This window comes from Colwellia sp. SU-HH01172 (assembly GCF_057553355.1).
The window spans coordinates 379,986-399,873 of sequence record NZ_BAAJMB010000001.1; the positions used below are offsets into that span (position 1 = coordinate 379,986).

At 37.4% G+C, this 19,888-nt stretch carries 23 protein-coding genes and 1 other RNA gene; 5 read left to right on the plus strand and 19 right to left on the minus strand.

The genetic code is table 11. From position 1 onward, the window contains the following. Positions 1–76: 76 nt before the first annotated feature. From dnaJ to grpE, 3 genes are all read right to left on the minus strand, one after another. A complete protein-coding gene (gene dnaJ / locus AC27JP_RS01715; protein ID WP_487111709.1) occupies positions 77–1,216 on the minus strand; it encodes a molecular chaperone DnaJ in 1,140 nt (379 codons plus the stop codon). A gap of 330 nt (positions 1,217–1,546) precedes the next feature. Next, complete coding sequence (gene dnaK, locus AC27JP_RS01720; RefSeq protein ID WP_487111710.1) at positions 1,547–3,475, minus strand: molecular chaperone DnaK; 1,929 nt, start codon at positions 3,473–3,475, stop codon at positions 1,547–1,549. Positions 3,476–3,706: 231 nt separating this feature from the next. Continuing rightward, positions 3,707–4,342 (minus strand): nucleotide exchange factor GrpE, encoded by a 636-nt coding sequence (gene grpE, locus AC27JP_RS01725; RefSeq protein WP_487111711.1) that lies wholly within the window; start codon positions 4,340–4,342, stop codon positions 3,707–3,709. A 183-nt stretch (positions 4,343–4,525) separates the two neighbouring features. On the opposite strand from grpE, the gene nadK reads away from it, so the two are divergent. From nadK to AC27JP_RS01740, 3 genes are all read left to right on the plus strand, one after another. Continuing rightward, the gene (gene nadK / locus AC27JP_RS01730; RefSeq protein WP_487111712.1) at positions 4,526–5,407 is read left to right on the plus strand and encodes an NAD(+) kinase; all 882 of its coding nucleotides are present in this window, start codon (positions 4,526–4,528) and stop codon (positions 5,405–5,407) included. 173 nt (positions 5,408–5,580) lie between these two features. Then, a complete protein-coding gene (gene recN / locus AC27JP_RS01735; RefSeq protein WP_487111713.1) occupies positions 5,581–7,245 on the plus strand; it encodes a DNA repair protein RecN in 1,665 nt (554 codons plus the stop codon). A gap of 105 nt (positions 7,246–7,350) precedes the next feature. Next, complete coding sequence (locus AC27JP_RS01740; RefSeq protein ID WP_487111714.1) at positions 7,351–7,698, plus strand: outer membrane protein assembly factor BamE; 348 nt, start codon at positions 7,351–7,353, stop codon at positions 7,696–7,698. An 81-nt stretch (positions 7,699–7,779) separates the two neighbouring features. Here AC27JP_RS01740 and AC27JP_RS01745 read toward each other — a convergent pair whose 3' ends face one another. Further along, a complete protein-coding gene (locus AC27JP_RS01745) occupies positions 7,780–8,160 on the minus strand; it encodes an RnfH family protein (RefSeq protein ID WP_487111715.1) in 381 nt (126 codons plus the stop codon). A 60-nt stretch (positions 8,161–8,220) separates the two neighbouring features. Then, entirely contained in the window at positions 8,221–8,652 is a 432-nt protein-coding gene (locus AC27JP_RS01750) for an SRPBCC family protein (RefSeq protein WP_487111716.1), read from the minus strand. A 151-nt stretch (positions 8,653–8,803) separates the two neighbouring features. Between AC27JP_RS01750 and smpB the strand changes: the two genes are divergently transcribed. Further along, entirely contained in the window at positions 8,804–9,295 is a 492-nt protein-coding gene (smpB, locus tag AC27JP_RS01755; protein ID WP_487111717.1) for an SsrA-binding protein SmpB, read from the plus strand. 106 nt (positions 9,296–9,401) lie between these two features. Beyond that, positions 9,402–9,752: a transfer-messenger RNA gene (ssrA, locus tag AC27JP_RS01760) on the plus strand. A 322-nt stretch (positions 9,753–10,074) separates the two neighbouring features. Here ssrA and AC27JP_RS01765 read toward each other — a convergent pair. From AC27JP_RS01765 to AC27JP_RS01830, 14 genes are all read right to left on the minus strand, one after another. Next, positions 10,075–10,293: a DUF7661 family protein gene (locus tag AC27JP_RS01765; RefSeq protein WP_487111718.1), complete on the minus strand. Its 219-nt coding sequence runs from the start codon at positions 10,291–10,293 to the stop codon at positions 10,075–10,077. Positions 10,294–10,894: 601 nt separating this feature from the next. After that, positions 10,895–11,224, minus strand: a complete 330-nt coding sequence (locus AC27JP_RS01770; RefSeq protein WP_487111719.1) for a hypothetical protein — start codon at positions 11,222–11,224, stop codon at positions 10,895–10,897. A gap of 110 nt (positions 11,225–11,334) precedes the next feature. Next, the gene (locus AC27JP_RS01775; protein WP_487111720.1) at positions 11,335–11,673 is read right to left on the minus strand and encodes a hypothetical protein; all 339 of its coding nucleotides are present in this window, start codon (positions 11,671–11,673) and stop codon (positions 11,335–11,337) included. 124 nt (positions 11,674–11,797) lie between these two features. Then, positions 11,798–12,127, minus strand: coding sequence for a hypothetical protein (locus AC27JP_RS01780; protein ID WP_487111721.1), 330 nt, complete (start codon positions 12,125–12,127; stop codon positions 11,798–11,800). A gap of 123 nt (positions 12,128–12,250) precedes the next feature. Beyond that, positions 12,251–12,586, minus strand: coding sequence for a hypothetical protein (locus AC27JP_RS01785; RefSeq protein WP_487111722.1), 336 nt, complete (start codon positions 12,584–12,586; stop codon positions 12,251–12,253). A gap of 114 nt (positions 12,587–12,700) precedes the next feature. Continuing rightward, positions 12,701–13,141 (minus strand): hypothetical protein, encoded by a 441-nt coding sequence (locus AC27JP_RS01790; protein ID WP_487111723.1) that lies wholly within the window; start codon positions 13,139–13,141, stop codon positions 12,701–12,703. Between the two features lie 119 nt (positions 13,142–13,260). Further along, positions 13,261–13,584 (minus strand): hypothetical protein, encoded by a 324-nt coding sequence (locus tag AC27JP_RS01795; protein WP_487111724.1) that lies wholly within the window; start codon positions 13,582–13,584, stop codon positions 13,261–13,263. 128 nt (positions 13,585–13,712) lie between these two features. Continuing rightward, positions 13,713–14,060, minus strand: coding sequence for a hypothetical protein (locus AC27JP_RS01800; protein ID WP_487111725.1), 348 nt, complete (start codon positions 14,058–14,060; stop codon positions 13,713–13,715). A gap of 313 nt (positions 14,061–14,373) precedes the next feature. Then, positions 14,374–14,538, minus strand: a complete 165-nt coding sequence (locus tag AC27JP_RS01805) for a hypothetical protein (RefSeq protein WP_487111726.1) — start codon at positions 14,536–14,538, stop codon at positions 14,374–14,376. Between the two features lie 123 nt (positions 14,539–14,661). Then, the gene (locus AC27JP_RS01810) at positions 14,662–14,997 is read right to left on the minus strand and encodes a hypothetical protein (protein WP_487111727.1); all 336 of its coding nucleotides are present in this window, start codon (positions 14,995–14,997) and stop codon (positions 14,662–14,664) included. Positions 14,998–15,112: 115 nt separating this feature from the next. After that, positions 15,113–15,337 (minus strand): hypothetical protein, encoded by a 225-nt coding sequence (locus AC27JP_RS01815; RefSeq protein ID WP_487111728.1) that lies wholly within the window; start codon positions 15,335–15,337, stop codon positions 15,113–15,115. A 634-nt stretch (positions 15,338–15,971) separates the two neighbouring features. After that, the gene (locus tag AC27JP_RS01820; protein WP_487111729.1) at positions 15,972–16,928 is read right to left on the minus strand and encodes a hypothetical protein; all 957 of its coding nucleotides are present in this window, start codon (positions 16,926–16,928) and stop codon (positions 15,972–15,974) included. A gap of 113 nt (positions 16,929–17,041) precedes the next feature. Next, complete coding sequence (locus AC27JP_RS01825; RefSeq protein WP_487111730.1) at positions 17,042–17,749, minus strand: hypothetical protein; 708 nt, start codon at positions 17,747–17,749, stop codon at positions 17,042–17,044. A 124-nt stretch (positions 17,750–17,873) separates the two neighbouring features. After that, the gene (locus tag AC27JP_RS01830) at positions 17,874–19,736 is read right to left on the minus strand and encodes an ATP-dependent nuclease (RefSeq protein ID WP_487111731.1); all 1,863 of its coding nucleotides are present in this window, start codon (positions 19,734–19,736) and stop codon (positions 17,874–17,876) included. Positions 19,737–19,888: the final 152 nt, after the last annotated feature.

Here is a 19,888-nt window from a genome sequence, read left to right on the forward strand (position 1 = left end):
AATAGTTAGGTCTTTCCAAATATAAAAAATCCCGCATAGTACGGGATTTTTATAATAATTTATTTATCGAATTGACTTAGCTTTTAAGATCATCGAAGAATTTTTTCACACCGTCAAAAAAGCCGGTTTCTTTCGGGCTATGTTTACTGTTGCTTTTACCCATTTTTTCTTCTAACTGACGTAATAAATCCGCTTGATCGCCCGATAAACTTACCGGAGTTTCAATCACAACTTTACACATCAAATCGCCGGTTGAATGGCTACGTACTGATTTAACACCTTTGCCACGCAAGCGGAACATTTTACCTGTTTGCGTTTCTTTTGGTATTTTCAGTTTTACCTTGCCTTCAAGTGTTGGCACTTCAATTTCGCCACCTAACGCCGCGGTAGTAAAGCTAATTGGCACTTCACAATATAAATGGTTTTCATCACGGACAAATATTTTATGTTCTTTTACATTGGCTTGAACATATAGATCACCTGCTGGTGCGCCATGTTCTCCCGCTTCGCCTTCACCCGATAAGCGAATTCTGTCACCGGTATCAACACCTGGTGGAATTTTAACTGATAAGGTTTTTGTTTTCTCAACACGGCCTTGACCACGACATGAAGTACATGGGCTTGAAATAACCTTGCCTTTACCAGAACAGGTTGGACAGGTTTGTTGTACCGCAAACAAGCCTTGACGCATTTGCACTTGACCATGACCATGACAAGTTGAACAAGTTTTTGCACTGGTGCCTTTCTTAGCGCCACTGCCGTCACATGGTTCACAACTAACATAAGTTGGTACTTTAATTTCTAAAGTTTTACCTTTAACGGCATCTTCAAGACTAAGGTCAAGGTTGTAACGTAAGTCTGAACCACGACGTTGACGAGATTGGCCACCGCGACCACGGCCACCGCCGCCAAAAATGTCACCAAATATATCACCAAAGGCATCGCCGAAGTCTTGACCACCGCCAAAACCACCGCCACCATGTCCGCCTTGTTCAAAAGCAGCATGGCCGTATTGATCATACGCGGCACGTTTTTGATCGTCATTTAAGATTTCATAAGCTTCTTTAACTTCTTTAAACTGTTCTTCTTTTGATTTATCACCTTTTGTTCTATCAGGGTGAAACTTCATCGCTAAACGTTTGTAAGCTTTTTTGATATCACGCTCAGATGCATCTTTTGATACACCTAGCACTTCATAATAATCGCGTTTTGACATAGGTTTAATTTCTTTACTTCAAATTTATGGATACTAATTTGTTTAATTTCTTGTTCGTTGTTTTAACTTTTAGTTTAAAACCTTAAAAATCTAAGCAAATTAATATCAATTAATAATTAAATTTCATTTCTGCTTTACACTTTCATTTGATAAAGCAAAGCGCCGATAATTATCGACGCTTTCATTTTCTATATAAACAACAAATGTTTAATTATTTTAATTGTCGCTGTAGCGTTCTAGAGCAAGGCGGACACGCAGAGCATACAAGTGTATGTGAGCATGTCCAACGTCGCCATCGAGCGCGACAGTAGACAATTCAATAATTAATGACTACTTGTCGTCTTTAACTTCTTCAAACTCAGCGTCTACAACATCATCGCCAGCTGGTGCTGATGAATCAGCTTCTGGTGCTGCACCTTCAGGCGCGCCACCTTCTGCTTGAGCTTTCGCTTGAGCAATTTCCATTAACTTAGCTGAAGCTTCGATAACGGCTTGTGATTTAGCATCGATTTCTTCTTTGCTATCGCCCTTAACAGCAGCTTCAAGTTCAGTTAATGCTGCTTCAAGTTTTTCTTTATCTTCACCAGCAAATTCTTCACCTGCTTCTTCAATTTGCTTACGTGTTGCGTGAACCATGCCATCAGCTTGATTACGAGCTTGTACAAGCTCTTCAAATTTCGCATCTTCGTCAGCATTTGCTTCAGCGTCACGTACCATTTGTTCTACTTCATCATCTGATAAACCAGAAGAAGCTTTAATGGTAATTTTTTGCTCTTTACCTGTGTTCTTATCTTTAGCCGTTACATGCAAGATACCATCAGCATCGATATCGAAAGTTACTTCGATTTGTGGCGTACCACGTGGTGCTGGGTCGATACCTTCAAGGTTAAATTGACCTAAAGATTTATTCGCAGAAGCTTGCTTACGCTCACCTTGCACAACATGAACCGTTACCGCAGCTTGGTTATCGTCAGCTGTTGAGAACGTTTGAGATTGCTTAGTTGGGATAGTGGTGTTTTTATCGATAACTTTCGTCATCACGCCGCCCATAGTCTCAATACCTAATGATAATGGTGTAACGTCTAATAAAAGCACGTCTGTTACATCACCAGAAAGTACGCCCGCTTGTACCGCTGCACCAGAAGCTACTGCTTCATCAGGGTTAACATCTTTACGTGGTTCTTTGCCGAAGAAATCAGTAACGGCTTTTTGAACCATAGGCATACGTGTTTGACCACCAACCAAGATAACGTCGTTTACGTCGCTTACTGAAAGGTCAGCATCTTTAAGTGCTTGTTTAAGCGGCTCTAAAGTCGCTTTAACCATATCTTCAACTAAAGATTCTAACTTAGCACGAGTCACTTTGATGTTCATGTGCTTAGGACCGCTGCCATCAGCTGTGATGTAAGGTAAGTTAACATCTGTTTGTTGTGCTGAAGAAAGTTCACATTTCGCTTTCTCTGCCGCTTCTTTCAAACGTTGCATAGCTAATGGATCTGTTGTTAAATCCATGCCTTGATCTTTCTTGAATTCAGCTACTAGGTAGTTGATTAAACGGTTATCAAAATCTTCACCACCTAAGTGCGTGTCACCGTTTGTCGCAAGTACTTCAAATGTGTGCTCGCCTTCAACTTCATCAATTTCGATGATAGAGATATCAAAAGTACCACCACCTAAATCGTATACCGCAACAACTTTATCGCCTTCTTGCTTGTCCATACCGTAAGCAAGTGCCGCAGCTGTTGGTTCGTTGATGATACGCTTCACATCAAGACCGGCAATACGACCAGCATCTTTAGTTGCTTGACGTTGTGAATCGTTAAAGTATGCAGGAACTGTGATTACTGCTTCAGTGATAGTTTCACCTAAGTAGTCTTCGGCAGTTTTTTTCATTTTAGCTAAAACTTCAGCTGAAACTTGTGGTGGAGCAACGTTTTTATCACGTGCTGTAACCCAAGCATCACCGTTATCAGCTTTAGTGATACCAAACGGCATAATTTCGATATCGCGTTGAACTTCTTCATCTTCAAAACGACGACCAATTAAACGCTTGATAGCGAATAAAGTGTTTTTAGGGTTAGTTACTGATTGACGTTTAGCTGGCTGACCAACTAACGTTTCACCTTCTTCTGTATACGCAATGATTGAAGGAGTTGTACGATCGCCTTCTGCGTTTTCAATTACACGAACACTGTCGCCGTCTAGTACAGCAACACAAGAGTTTGTTGTCCCTAGGTCAATACCAATAATTTTGCCCATCTTGAGGATCTCCGAATACTTATATGTTAAAAATAAAGATTAAATCTATCGATGAACAGTTAGTGGGGGCAGGAAAAAGTTTTTTCAACTATTTTCATCGAAAAAAACTAAAAAATGTTAATTTTTATTTCTGCCACTCTTTATAACGCTCTAACCATTCTTGTTGTTAATAGAAAAAAGACATAAAAAAACCAGACACTTGCCTGGTTTTTATACAAGTGTAAAGACAATTTACGCCGTTGTATCAACACTTGGCTTAGCTTTTGACACCATCACCATCGCAGGACGAATTAAACGACCATTTAATTCATAACCTTTTTGCATTACCGCAATAACGGTATTTGCAGCAACACCTTCAACTTCTTGCATTGACATCGCTTGATGTAATTCAGGGTTGAATGGTTGGTCTTGTGGGTCAATCGCTTTAATAGCAAATTTCTCTAAAGACGCTAATAAACCTTGGTAAGTTAACTCAATGCCTTCAATGATGCCTTTGTTGTTTTCGTCATCTTTATCAATGTTTTGCAAAGCACGCTCTAAGTTATCAACGGTTGCTAACATTTCACCGGCAAATTTTTCTAAAGCGAATTTACGCGCCTTTTCAACATCTTGTGCGGCACGACGGCGAACATTGTCAACTTCGGCTTTAGCACGAATAACAGAATCTTTTTGATCTGATACCGTAGCTTTTGCCGCAGCTAAAGCAAGTTCAAGCTCATTAATTTTTTCTTGCTCTTCACTAACAACTTCATGAGCGTGCTCATGTTGCTCTTCAACTTGCTCTTCAGCTTGTTCAATTATTTCTGCTGCTAGTTCATCTGCTGCAATTTCTTCAGCACTTTTATTTTCTGTTGACTCGTTGGCCATGAAAAACTCCAAAGTATCTTTAATTTTCAAAGTTGGTAAAACACAATACCGCTAATTATGGGGACTTGTTTTTATGATTCAAGCACAAAAGTGAATCATTTAAGAAAAAGTCAACTTTACAACTGAGTAAAATAGCGCGAAACTGCCCTTAGTCGCCTATTTTATTACGGTTTTATCTCAAGAATGAGTCAATTATACAAAACGGTGGGCTTAATTGGTAAACCTCATCACGACGGTGCCAGTTCAACCATTGAAACTTTACATCGCTATTTATCTGCGCAAGGTTACCAAGTGCTGATAGAAAGTTCAGTTGCACCATCAATTAAACTTGAAGATATTGCTGTTGCCACATTGACTGAAATAGGTGAACAAGCCGACCTCGCGATAGTAGTGGGTGGTGACGGCTATATGCTTGGCGCGGCTCGGGTACTTTCCTGCTATGACATTGGTGTTTTAGGCGTGAACCGTGGCAACTTAGGCTTTTTAACCGACTTATCTCCCGATGATTTAGTGGCACCACTTGAAGCCATTTTAAATGGTGAGTCTCGCTGCGAACAACGCTTTATCATCGAAGCGGAAGTGTATCGTCACGGTAAACTTAAAAGCTCGAATAGCGCGGTAAATGAAGCGGTATTGCATGCCGGTAAAGTCGCTAACATGATAGAGTTTGAAGTTTATATTGATGGCAGCTTTATGTTTAGTCAACGCTCAGATGGCTTAATTGTATCAACTCCAACCGGCTCAACCGCCTACTCAATGTCGGCAGGCGGTCCTATATTAACGCCAAATTTAAATGCTCTGTCATTAGTGCCTATGTTTCCGCATACCCTGACCAGTCGGCCAATTGTCGTTGACGGTAACAGTGAAATAAAACTAAAACTTGCCAATGAAAACTATGAGAACTTACAAGTTAGCTGCGACGGTCACGTTATTTTAGCCGTGATGCCGGGTGATGAAGTTATCATCAAGAAAAGCGAATTTACCTTGCGATTAATTCATCCGCTTGATCATGACTACTTTAATGTTTTACGAAATAAATTAAGCTGGGGTAATAAACTCTATTAGTCAGTCGCGCTTGCAGCCCTGAATAAACGGGGCTTGAAAATAAAAGTACAAACATTGCTTGAAAAAAAACCAGATACTGTATAAATTAACAGTATCTGGTTTTTTTGTATTTATCGTCGTTAAAACAGCTTCACTGCTCAATCAAGCTGCAGCTAACGAAACTAGGACTGACTATGTTATTACAACTCAACATTCAAAACTTTGCCATAGTGCGCTCGCTAGACATTGACTGGCAACAAGGTATGACTACCATCACCGGCGAAACCGGTGCAGGTAAGTCCATTGCCATTGATGCCCTCGGACTTTGTTTAGGCGACAGAGCTGTCACTAATGTTGTTCGTCCAAATTGTGCCAAAGCAGAGCTTGCTGCCACCTTCGACACAACCAAAAATAAATCGGCACAAAAGTGGCTGAAAAAAAATGATATGTTGCTGGATAATGAATGTATTCTTCGTCGGGTAATTTCCGCTGAAGGTCGCTCGAAGGCCTATATTAACGGCAGCCAAGTACCATTAGCGCAACTGAAAGAAATTGGTCAGCTGCTAATTAACATTCATGGTCAGCATGATCATCAACTAATTGTAAAAGCGAGCGAGCAACGCAACATACTCGACGCCTATGCAAAACATCAACACTTACTTGATGATGTAAAATACTACTTTCACCAATGGCGTGAACTAAGCCAAGAAGCTAAGCATTTACAAGAAAGTAAATTACAGCGTGAAGCCAAACAACAGCTATTGCAATATCAAGTAAATGAATTGAATGAGTTCTCTTTACAAGTTGACGAGTTCGAAAGTTTAGAAACCGACTACAAACGTCAAAGCAATGGCCAGCATATTCTTAACGAAACATTAATTGCGGTGCAGCAATTATCGGAAAATGAGCAATTTAACGTTGTTGACGGTTTACGACAAAGCGCTGAACAAATTGCGTCATTAGGCAACTTTGACCCAGCATTAAAAGCTATAGCTGAACAACTTAATGACTCACTGATTCAAGTTGAAGATGCCAGTCAGGAAATAAAGCATTATTACGAAAGCCTAGAGTTAGACCCACAAGCATACACCTTAATTGAAGAGCGTTACTCAACGGCAGTGCAACTAGCGAAAAAACATCAAGTAGCGCCCGAAGCACTTGCAAACTTTCACCAGCAACTATTACAAGAGTTACAATTATTTAGCTCTGACGAAAGCCGCTTAGATCAAATTAATGATGATATAGAAGCAGCGAAACAAAAATATCAAGACGCCGCTCAAGTATTATCAGCTTCAAGAACAAAAGCAGCAACCAAACTTAGCAAAATGATCACCAACAGCATGGCTGAATTAAACATGCCACACGGCCAGTTTTTCATCGACGTATGTCAAAATAAAGAACAAACAATGTCGACCAACGGACTCGATCATGTCAATTACCTTGCCAGCTTAAACCCAGGACAAGCACTTGAAGCCATGAACAAGGTTGCCTCAGGTGGCGAACTTTCGCGCATTAGCTTGGCCATGCAAGTTATCCTAGCCGACAAAGTGATCACACCAAGTTTAATTTTCGATGAAGTTGATGTTGGTATCAGCGGCCCAACCGCCGCTATGGTTGGCGCAAAGCTACAGCAGCTTGCTAAAAAAACCCAAGTTATTTGTGTAACTCACCTGCCACAAGTTGCCAGTAAAGGCCATCAGCAGTTATTTGTTGCTAAGTTAACTGATGGCGAGCATACCGAAACCACAGTAACGGAACTTTCTAGCGATGGCCGCGTCCAAGAAATTGCCCGTTTACTCGCCGGTGATAAAATTACCGAGAATAGTCTGGCTAATGCGCAAGAATTACTTGCCGGATAAAGCAAATATTTTCAAGCGGGCAAAATAAACGAAAAATAATTTTGTATCTCTTAGCCCGCTTCGCTATTATCCCCGTTCAAACTAAAAAGGATAAATATAATTACCATGTTGTTTCGAGTATTAGCTATTGTTATCGCCCTATCTGTTTCTGCCTGTTCAAGCTGGGTTTATCGCATCGATATCCCACAAGGTAACTACTTGGAACAAAAAGACATCGACAAACTTCAAATTGGTATGACAAAAGAGCAAGTTAAGTTTGTATTAGGTAGTCCCGTTGTAGAAGACGCCTTTAATAAAAACATTTGGCATTACGTTTACCGCTTTAAATCAGGTAGAAACGAAGAATATAATGCAGAAAAGAAATTTACGATTACCTTTGAAGACAACAAAATTGTCAATGCCGAAGGTGATTTCGAATTACCAGAAAGCTACTACGTACCTATGATTAATTAATTACAATCATTAGCCAACGTACTTAGTATTAAAAAAGCCAGCTAATTTAAACAGCTGGCTTTTTTATGAAAACAGAAAAACTTAATTCGATTTTGCTCTTCTTGGATCAACTCGGCCACCGGTAATTTTATCGGCACGCCCTTCTTCTTTCGCTTTTTCCGCTCTGCGCTTGCGCACTTCTTTCGGATCAGCAATCAATGGACGATAAATTTCAATACGGTCTAAATCTTTTACTATATCTTTTAATTTAGCCGCTCGGTTCCAAATACCAACATTATTTACGGCTAAATCAATTTCAGGAAAATCTTCAATAATGCCTGAACTGAGAATTGCCTGTTCAACCGTGGTATCAGGCGCAATAGTGCAAGCAATTATTTCTTGACGTGTTGGCGTACCATAAACAACTTCAATGGCAAACTGCGCAACTGCAACACTTTCTTCATTCATAACGTCTTCGCTCATACTAAACTCAATATTTATAAAATTTGTCGAATTACACTTTTACTAACAACTTCAACTTTTCTAGCCGTACACTTCTTTTGCTCGCTGAGTAAAAGCATGCACCATATTATTCGCTAAATTGTTAAATATTCTACCAAAGGCCAAATCGAACATTTTGTTAGAAAACTCATAATCTAAGTTCAGTTCAATCTTGCATGCTTCATCAGATAAAGCTTTTAATTGCCAACCACCTACTAACTGCTTAAAAGGTCCATCTACTAAACTCATTTTAACTTCTTGATTACTAATCAAAGTATTTTCAGTAGTAAACCACTTCTTTAAACCACCTTTGGAAACTAATAACGCTGCGGTCATTGAACTATCATCTTGGGCAATAATTTTACTATCACTACAATCCGGTAAAAACTTAGGGTAAGAAAGCACATCATTAATTAAATGATACATATCTTCTACACTGTGCATCACTAATGCACTACGACTTATGTTTGGCATTCACCCTCCAATTCTCAACCGCGCTATCATAGCAAATGTCTTTAAAAAACGCATTAAAGTCGAAAATGATAAATAAGCCGTTTAAATAGCACAAATTCTCCGTATAATAACGCGCTTGCTATCTATTTTGGCAAACATGAATGGAATTAAAATGGCAAAGAAGAAAAAATCAAAATCATCGAATAGCAACACCATAGCGCTGAACAAAAAAGCTCGTCACAACTATAACTTAACCGACAAATTTGAAGCCGGTATGAGTTTGCAAGGTTGGGAAATTAAAAGTATACGCAGTGGTAAAGTCAACATATCTGACTGCTATGTTTTTATTAAAGACCGTGAAGCCTATTTAGTTGGTGCTGAAATCATGCCACTTAATGCAGCATCAAGCCACGTAGTGTGTGATCCAAACCGTTCACGCAAGCTGTTATTGAACCGTCGAGAATTAGACCGTTTATGTGGCGCCGTTGAGCGTGACGGCTACTCACTCATTGCTACCGCAATGTATTGGAAAGCCTGCTGGGTGAAATTAGAGTTTTATCTCGGTAAAGGTAAGAAAGATCACGACAAGCGTGCCGACATTAAAGACCGTGAATGGGCGGTTGATAAAGGTCGCTTAATGAAAAATAAAAACTTAGAACGCTAGTTTATTCACTAAGTGGTTAAAAAATACCACGTTGTCTATTTAAGTTAAGCGTTGTACAATGCGCTTTATAGGCTATTTTAGCTTATAATGAAAATGTAAGAACTTTGGGGCGGATCTAGGATTCGACAAGATTCACGAAACCCAAGGTGCATGCCCAGGGGCGGTTGGCCTGGTAAAAAGCCGCAAAACTATAATTGCAAACGACGAAACGTTCGCACTAGCCGCTTAAGGCTAGCCATCGCCTCATAAACTCTCCTATTGTTTAGAGGATCGATGGTCACCCCAAGTAGGATAGCGAGGGAAGCACGCTTAAGGCTGAACCGCGAAATAGTATTAAGCTCACCATGACGAAGCCTGTCGATTGGCGTCCAATTGGTTAAATAAATAATCGACTAAGCATGTAGTACCGAGGATGTAGGTTTTTTGGACGGGGGTTCGATTCCCCCCCGCTCCACCACACAATAGCCTTTACAATCAAATGGTTGTAGGGGCTTTTTTATTTCTCGTCCACTTTTAGTCCACCAAAAATAAAAAATATAGTCTTTTGAAATATAGGGCAGAGTTTCGAATTCACCCGAACGTGCCAAAATTTATCTTTTGCTATCAGACACATACAAATACTTAATATTTAAAGTACCACACTTCTAATTTTACTTCCTACTGACCTTTAGAGCTATCAAATTTAAATAACTGTACTTTGCTCACAAAAATTAAACTTAAATTATCTAACGGCCTGTTATTTTTCCAGTTTGAATTATTTTTGTTATGCGGCAATAACTCTAATCTATTTCTATAACATTAGGATGCTTTTCAGATGAATACTCATGATATATATCATCGAGGTAGGTTCCAAGCTCAACAGACTCTAGATCAGATGGAATAACAACATCGTAGACTCGCGCGCGAATACCTGTATTTGATTCATTAAATAATTGCCATTCATCATTTTTTTTATGAACTGACATCCGTTTGCCAAATACATTGAACCTGAAAATCACAACAGAAACCTCCTAGAGACATAACGCCCCATTAAAAGACTTTTGATAGCTGGTAAAAATGTGAAACGAAGTGGAACCTAACCAACTGTTAAAAGTCCTCCTTGAATGGCTTGTTATACATTGTTGAAACTAATAAATAACCGTGTACCACACCTCACAATCAGGGGAGTCTTTAACGTACCGAAGATACATTTTTTTAGAAGATGCATGAGCCGTTAATAACATACTATACATTTCTTTAAAGTGGGGGTGATTGCGCTTAATTGTAAGGTATACCCCCTCGCTTAATGAACAAGACATATCACTTAGATTAGAACCTACGGGTGGTGGAACTTTAACGCTTCCATTTGGGTGCAAATATATTCTATCGATCTCACCTGCACACGCAAGATTTGCGGCCTTACACCCTTCAAAGGGTGGTGTCCCTCCCAATGTAGCACCAGATAAAAAAAACAAAAGCAACATGATATGTTTCATATAAAACTCATTCCTAGATTAAATGTATAACGCCTCGTTAAGAGGCAAAAAGTTGTTGACTAAAATTAGCGACGAAGGAGCAAAAGCCAACAACTTTTTGTCCTTTTAAACGACTTATTATATTTTACTTATTAATGATAACTCTCTCTAGTCGACAAAATTTAGAATTATTATCATCAATAGCTCTTATTGTTATAGCTTTATCAGCTGATTGAGCGGTTAATAATAAGGATAATAAAGTGTCATACCCAGGAGAATTTTTTTCCAGTTCTAACCAGTAATCATCAGTACAATTAACACCTTCAATTGAATGTTTAGGGTTGGTTTGAATTAGAAGGTTCCCACTGCTTGACCATGCAGAGATCAATTGCACTTTCAATCCGTGTGAATCTTTATAGTTCGCGGCTTGAGTATGTGTTGAAAGTAATAACAACAATATTAATAATTTTTTCATTGACAGTCACCATAAAATATAACACTCACTAAGAGGCAAAAAACAATGGATTAAAATAAGCGACGAAGGAGCAAATAGCCAACTGTTATTTGTCCTGCTTGAATGGCTTGTTATATTTTGGGGTTTAAGGTTATATATTTTAAAGTGCAATCTGTTCCATTGCCGTCAACGCCTATGCGGACTGTTACACCTGACTTATACGCTTCCATAGCTGCAGTGTACTTCATAGAAGTAGGAATAGTGTCGTTTAGATGGCCCACCATCACAATATTACTAGTGCAACTCCAAGCTGAGCCATTACTAGGGGCTGTAGCTCCAGTTATGAAAATATTTATTTTATCGCTTGAAACGCTAACTTTTTGGACACTTCCTGTCCAGTGAACTGTTTGGGCAAAAACAACATTCTGTACCATAACCCCAGCAAAAAACACTAATGGTTTTAGGTTCATAAAAACTCCTTTCAAATTTGAAAAATATAACGCCAAGCTAATAGGCGTTTATTGTTTGGCTAAAATTGTGAGCGCAGCGAAACGAGCCAAACTTTAGTAGTCCCACTTGAACAGCTTGTTATAACTAAAATCGAGACTCTTGTATAGCAAGAAAATCTAACTCACAGGTATCTCCAGAAGAGTTAGCTCTAATCTTTTTTCCAGACATGTATCCTGCAAGTGCGATGCTCATCATTTGATTTAATGCCATTTCTGAATGCAAACTATGCGTAATGTTAGCGATACCATCGCATTCCTCAACAAGCTTAAATGTTGCATCATCTGAGAAATATAGTTTTGTCACTTTACTCGAAGGGTAGTCGTATACTTTGATAGCTTTTAAGGTCCCAAAAGCTATATCGCCCGCAAATATTGATGTGCTAAATAGGCTCAGAAGTACGATAGCTATTTTCATTAGTTCAATCCTAGTTTGGGAAAAGTTATAACGCCTAGTTAATAGGCAAAAAATTGTTGGCTAAAATTAGCGACGAAGGAGCAAAAGCCAACTTTTTGTTGTTCTTTAAAACGACTTGTTATATTACTGAACAATACGTGCATGATGGATATTCATATGATTATGTGGACTACATCCTGAGATCCAAACTTGAACTTTTTTACCCGACATATGGGCAGCTAGAAGCAAAGAATATATTTCTTCAAATACAGGGTTATTTTCTTTGCTAACAACATAGTAGCCTGGGCTTGTACAGTTACTTGGGTTAGTGTTCATATTTTCTAGTCGAAAAACTCCATAGCCGCCATGTGCGGTGTGAGCATAAGTTTCTAAAACCTTGCTAGAAGAACTCCATCCAGCATAGACTGACATGGCCCCAAACATAAAAAACATTACAATTAGTAATCTAAAAATTTTCATATACCCTCCATATAGTAATATAACGCCCAATTAAGAGGCTTTTTAATGGTTTGCTAAAATTGTGTAGCGAAGCGGAACCGAGCAAACTGTAAAAAGTCCCGCTTGAATTGCTTGTTAGCTGCCGTTTACTTCGAAATAGATTCTTGGTAATTCCGTACCCCAAGATTGATTTTTAAATTCCATCATTTTCGCAAAATCAAAATTTGAAATGATAAATTCATTATTGCCTTTCCAGGCAATTTTATAATTTATAGCCTTTGGTTTTCCATCTAAACGGATTAGCGTATCCGTAGTTTTTAAAGAGAATGGCGATAATGATTTATTTTTCACTCGCTCGACATATATTTGAGTTTGAGGGCTAGAAAATCCGCCACAACCACTCATCATAACAACAGCTCGTAATTCACCATTCGGAGAAAAAAGCTCTTCATATTCATCTTTAGAGCATGCGCTACTTAATAGAAAGCCTAATGAATAGATAATGACTGTAATTAAAATACCAAACCAAAATATTGCTGCGCCTAAATTCCACAGTTTCTTTTTAAAGTGATACAAAGCTAAATTCCTTTTAGGCTGCTAACGCCCTGTTAAGGGGCAAATTGTAGTTGGCTAAAATGTGATGCAAAGCGGAACAAGCCAATTGTTATTTGTCCCGTTTGAACAGCTTGTTATATTTATTTTATAAGTTGAAATGAATTAGGAATAGTTCCATTAGCGGATGCAGAATCACATGATTCTTCACCCCAAAAACGCAACTTAACTTCTTTATCTGCTATTAAAGCTGAGTGAGCTATTGACACTCTGATTTTTGTATTGTCATCTGTCGCAACACCAAGTCGATAATCTTTACCATTTACCCTTACGATTACATAACTTTCTTGGTTGCCATATTCTCCCATTTTCACTGCACTAGGGACTCCAATGCAATCTGCGGAAGCAAATGTATTCACAGAAAAGAGAACACTTAATGGAAATATACATAATTTAATTTTATTCATAATTATCCTTGTAGATCGCACAATAAATATAACGCCTCATTAAGAGGCTAATAATAGTTGGTTAAAATATGCGACGAAGGAGCAAAAACCAATTGTTTTTTGTCCTTTTGAATGACTTGTTATACGTTTTATCCACTCCGAGAAGGAAGATACATGCTTCTTGCCATAGGACGTCCTATAGTACCTCCGCTCGAGCAGCTGTATGAGTATAGCTCAATCGTTTTACCTGCCATGTAAGCTGATAATGCCATGCTATACATTGCCTTAACCTCTTCAGGATCGTCAGTTTCAGATTTAATGTACCAAATCCCTTGGGTCATAATGCTACACCCCTCCTTATTCTCCCAGTTGCCTGATATAACAAATGAGTTGCCTTTAATACTGGAAATCCAGTTTATTGATGATTTCCCTGTGTACTCACCTGAAGTTGCAGAAAAAGAAAGTGTTAACATTAAAACAGATAAAAATTTATTCACTTAGAGCTCCATGCTAATTTATTGAAACGTATAACGCACAACTAAGGGGCAAATAATTAGCTTGGCTAAAATTTTGAGCGAAGCGACAAAAGCCAAGCTTTATTTGTCCCGCTTGAACAGCTTGTTATATTTTTTATTCGCTTTACTTTACAACAATATGTTTCAAATCTTCGACTCCTCCTCTTAACGTGCAAGTACCGGTTCCACCTAACCAGACATTTTTATTCGCTGCATATGCCGACAAAGCTAAGCTTAAGGTTATTTTTCCAGATTCAGTACTCCCATCAAAGACATAACTGTACCACTGATTATTTTAGCAACTTGGTAAGTTAGAGGGAGTAGGACTTACCGTTAAAAGAACTTGATTACCATAAGAGGGCCCAGCCAGAACTTGAGTGATTTTTGCAGGATTTACATCGCTTGCTTGACTATAACCAGAAAATAATAATGCAAAGATTAACGCATAACCTTTTTTCATATTGAAGACCTCGATAAAAATATAACGCCCTGTTAAGGGGCAAATTGTAGTTGGCTAAAATAAGCAAGGAACGAGCAAAAGCCAACTGTTATTTGTCCCGCTTGAACAGCTTGTTATATCTACTTAATACTCAATCGCCAATGCTTTAACTAAACAAAAACCTTCACTGTTTTTTATGGTATCGTCAACAACTAAACGCACTTCTTTACCAGCCAATTTTGCAGCTAAAGCTAAAGAAAATATACGGTTATAATTTTCTGAAAACTTTGCAACAACGAGGCCATTCGCATTCAAGCAACTTCCTGCGGAACTAAAGCCCTTTAAGGTTATGTAATCTTTGTCTGTACCAGACGGTATTGTTACAATTTTTTGTATTAAGTTTGTGTGAGAGTAGCTGGTAGCTTTTACTTCACTTAATAAAGTAAACGATAAAAAAAATATAAGAATTGATAATTTCATTACGTCTCCGTAGATATAACGCCCAAATAATGGGCAAATGATAGTTGGTTAAAATAGCGACGCAGGAGCAAAACCAACTGTTATTTATCCTGTTAATTTGCTTGTTATATGCAAATCACACCGAAGTTTCAATCTTTGGGTTTGAAACAACGTCATTTTTTAGCATTAAAACAATTATGTAAACAATATTAAGTGGAGGCACGATACATAATAAAACACCTACCAATGTAGCTATTTTAGGTGTAGAAGTTTTACGTTTACCTAAGTAATAACTTAAAGGTCCAACGATAAATATAGAAAAGAAAACTAACTGACCGATAATTGTTGCATTGATATTCATGTGCATAAATCCTTTTTTTTTGCATATAACAGCTTATTATGTAGACGTCTCAGTAATTCCCATCTACTTTATTATTGAATAAAATAACTCAATACCTTTAAATTTCATAACCTTATTATACTTTTATTACTATTAAACACATGAAATTAAGAATATTAGTGAGAAGTCTAAGTAATCCTCTCCGAGAAGAAACGCGCTAATCAGAATGATTTCAAAGACTTAAAAAAAATACAGTACTGGTCGATATGTATTACTGAGAATTCTCAGTAACATGAGAAAAACATCATTTAGAAATAGGTAATATAAAAGTTTCAACTGAACACCAGCCCTCCAAAAAAACGTCCTTTTATTCATCCTTAAAGGCAGCTTTTAAAAAACAAACTATTTAGGTTCTTTATAGGCCTTTAAAAACAAGGGCTGTCAAAAACAAGAAAAATACTTTACCCCCGTATTGGTAACCGAAGGGTTGTTTACGCTGATTCAATTAAAATTAATGGAACCAACGGAAGGTGTAAAAATCTCAACAATGGCAACAGCAATAACCGACGAAATTATTACCAGTTGCGAAATTGAATCAAAAGGAAATACTAAAAATAAAAAAGTTATTTAAAAAACAAAACTCACAATAATACTATTACAACGTTTCTCTTGTACCATTGATATAATTAATTACATCATTTACAGCTTCTTTACCGTAGCCAGATTCATGTAAGTGTCTTAAATAATCAACAGTTCTTCTAGCTGAAGCGCCCAATATCAGTTTTGAATTGTCAGTTTTTACATCCCACATTATAGTGGGATGATTCCCATTAAAATGAAAATTAGATTGTTCCGCCGTACAATTTCCAAACACATGGCCATCTAACTCTATTGAATCCTCTTTAAAATTAAAATTTTCTACTCTAGCAATATCGAGGTAACTATCCGGCAATGTAGGTTTATCCCAGTAATAAATCTTGGCATATTTACCTAAATCTGGTATTTCAAGATCTATATGTAAAGGTGCATCTTCTATTTCCCATATACTTCTAACTTCATGCTGATGTTCATGCTTAAACGGCTTATATAGTAATGGATGATGTTTATTTTTCTCGTCAAACCTTAATTGTTTCTTAGTACGATATGAGCATATTGCTGTTGTTACAAAATTTGATGAATAACCTCGTTCTTTTAGCTTAGATGTTATAAGCTGAAAAAACTCTTTATAGTGAGTGATTTTTACACATACATTATATTTTTTACCGAAGTTTTTTGAAAAACGCCTCATCAATGGAACGCTAAATAATTTAGATGCACAATAAATGTAATCATGACTGCAATCATATTTCAAACAACCTACCGAGTTTTCAATACTTAAATTATTTACATCACTCCCTATTAATGATTTCGTTACGTGGTTATGCTCAAATGGTTGATTTTGGTTATCTATATAAGAATACACCTCGATCTCACCTTCAGTAGAGTCACCGATCTCTTCACCATATAAAGCTTCATCATGATACGTCCTTGCCGAAGATAAGCGAATCAAACCATTATTTACTAATTTTTCTGCCCATTCGCGTTCCATAAACTTGTAAATTGGTGTTTGCAAAATTTAAACTCCTTGATGAAATGTATAACTTTAACCAAGAGAAAAGTGCTGGCTAAAACGAAGGGGTAAAAACCAACTGTTTATTGTCCAGCTTTAATGACTTATTAGATGATTTATTCACTTACTTCTTCGGCTACTTCTGGCTCAGGTGATGGAAGTAATTTGTTCATTTCACCAATGAGTCCTGACACCTCATTTTTAGCACCTTTTACTTCTTTATAAATATCAAAAATCCGATTACAAGCAGCTGACAACCAAGTTCTTTTATCAAGTATCTCTACACTCTTTTTAAGTATATCAATTTGCTGACGCATCGTACTTAATTGTTGACTTGTTGCTTCTTTATCTTTGTATAACTCTTCTAGTTTTTTCTCAAAAATTTTCATTTTTTCAGTAACAGAATCCTGCTCTTCTTGTGAAAAGTGAGAATTATCTATGCCTTGGTTTTCAAAGTTTTTCAAAAACTCTTCACGAAAGCTCTCCAAGTCACTTTCATCCGGTACTGCTATTTTATAATCTTCTTGAATACGATGAGCCCATTGATAGGCTCTACTTTGGGCATTATTTAGGTTTTCATGATCAAAATATTCAGTTTCATTTGATATTTGTCCAGGGGATTCAATAGTGACAAACTTAAACCTGTTCTGTTTAAGCGGTGTGACTTCTTTAAGTGTAAAGCTATAATCTTCCTTTCCCTTAAACTTTATATTCAAAACATTTTCAGATTTATTAGCTTCCACTTTAAACATATGTCGTGAAAAAATTGTTTGATCAAACTGTTTTTTCATTTGCTCGATAATTGCTAACCTAATTGTTGCCATAATTTGAATTTAACTCCATGTTTGAAAATCATATAACGCCGCACTAAGCGGACGAAAATAGCGGGTTAAAATGTGTAGTGAAGCAAAAACTAACCCACTACTTTATTTCCGTTTAAGTGCATTATTATGCATTTGATTGCAAGCCACTCTCAATTTTACTTACTACGTCATCCCCCTTTTCAAGAGTTATGGGAAAGCCTTCAACGTTTAAAATATTACTCTTCATAGCAATCATTAACTGTTCATCTTCTACAACCAAATCAAATAACTCAGACTTTTCTCTTAGAATGGTTTTGCAGAGGATTTTCATTTCCTGAGTATTAGAGCCTGTATTAAGTTTTGCCATTGCTGGTGCAGCAATAGATAGCAATACATCTCTTAATGACTCAGCTTCATTAATTTTTTCACCTAATGACGCAAATTTTATGCACCTTGTCATTTCGGGTAATAGTGCCTCTAAATGAGAAGAAGTAAGACTATCTAAATGTTCGATTTCTTCTACTGCTGCGCTCGGTTTTCCTTCTGATGTAAATATATCCGAAGATTGATAATAGGACTCTATAGCACCTCGTCGAAGAATAAAGCAACCAGCCAACTCTAATAAACTCAATACAGCTTCTAACCGCTGCTTTATCGTAACCCAAACCCTATTGGGTGATAGCTCAGCCAACACACTTTCATCACTCTCGAATAAAGTACAAAAAACAGCCCTTCGTTTTGCTTGAGCTTCTTCACCATCCCCTTTATTTACCCAATATGGATGATTTGAAGAAATAGTCGATACATCATCCCAATGAGCATTTACTAACTGACAAAAATCATTATAGGCAGAGTTCGCCATTGCTATCGCTGATGCAGAACCTGCAGTAGCAGCTTGTTGATCAGCTACTAAACACCCATTAAGAAAATAGTTACTTAACTCAAGACCATCAGCAAAAGCATCCGCATCAGCCAAAACAACTGGAGTTTTTCCTAATAGCTTCATGAATTTTGACACTACAGGCATTTGCCCTGTACCAATTACGGGTAATATCTGAGAGCCAGATGCTTCTAGGTGCAATTCCAATTTTTGCGATAAAAAACTACAAATAAGAGCATCTGACGGTCCCTCAACTAATAGAGGCTTTCTACAAAATAATGATAGTTTATGTTCCTGCCCTAACCGCGCCACCAATGCCTGAACTTTTCTATTTTGAAGTACACCAGAATCGGTAGGTATTTGAACAGGAGCAGTTTCTAAATCATGGCAAAATACTAAAGATAATAAGTCATCACACTTCAGCACCTTCAACATTTCAGTAGAATGGGTAGCCATAACTATTATTTTTTTAAAGCCATTCTCTAAGTGATCCCCAGCAGCAGAAACAATCTCATTAAGCAGAAATGCTTGCAGTTGAGGATGTAATGAAACTTCTGGTTCATCCAGCATTAGCGCACCAACATCATCATCATATAATGCCGCCAACAAACCAACTAAATGAAGTAACCCTGATGCTTCTCGACCGGATGAATACGGAGCACTTTCTGTATCTAATCGCGCAAACACCACCTTTAAAGTGCCTGCATCCCACTCAATAATAAGGTCTCTTTTAAACAATTTTTTAAGACGCTCTTGAACCTTAACTAGAATATCGGCTCTTTCAGATAACGTTTGAAAATCACCATTTAAGGTTTCAATATCATGCCGTCTATTAACATCACTTTTAGAACCAAAACTAGCATTGTCATATAAAATATGTCCTCCTCTATGGCCATCATAATCTGAACGGCTTTGTTCAAGCATTCCCATACGGCCGGCTGATATAAACCTTACTTTTTTACCTTGGACATGTTGAGGCATTGCAATTTTGATAGCACGAAGTAAGTGCGTCTTACCACTACCATTTGGACCAATTAATACAGTTAAACCACTTCTTATGGTAATTTCTCTATTGAAATTACCATTGTGACTTTGAATGGTAGTATTTAACTCTATCGGGAAAGGCATATTGCTCCTTAAAATGAATAACAGCTTATTATGAGAAAATAATCCTTGTTTAAAGCAGGACAATTTCCTCTTCTTAAATTTAATTTTACATAGCAATACTGAAATACATTTTATACTTCAAATAATTAGCTATATGTATTTGGAAAACAGGA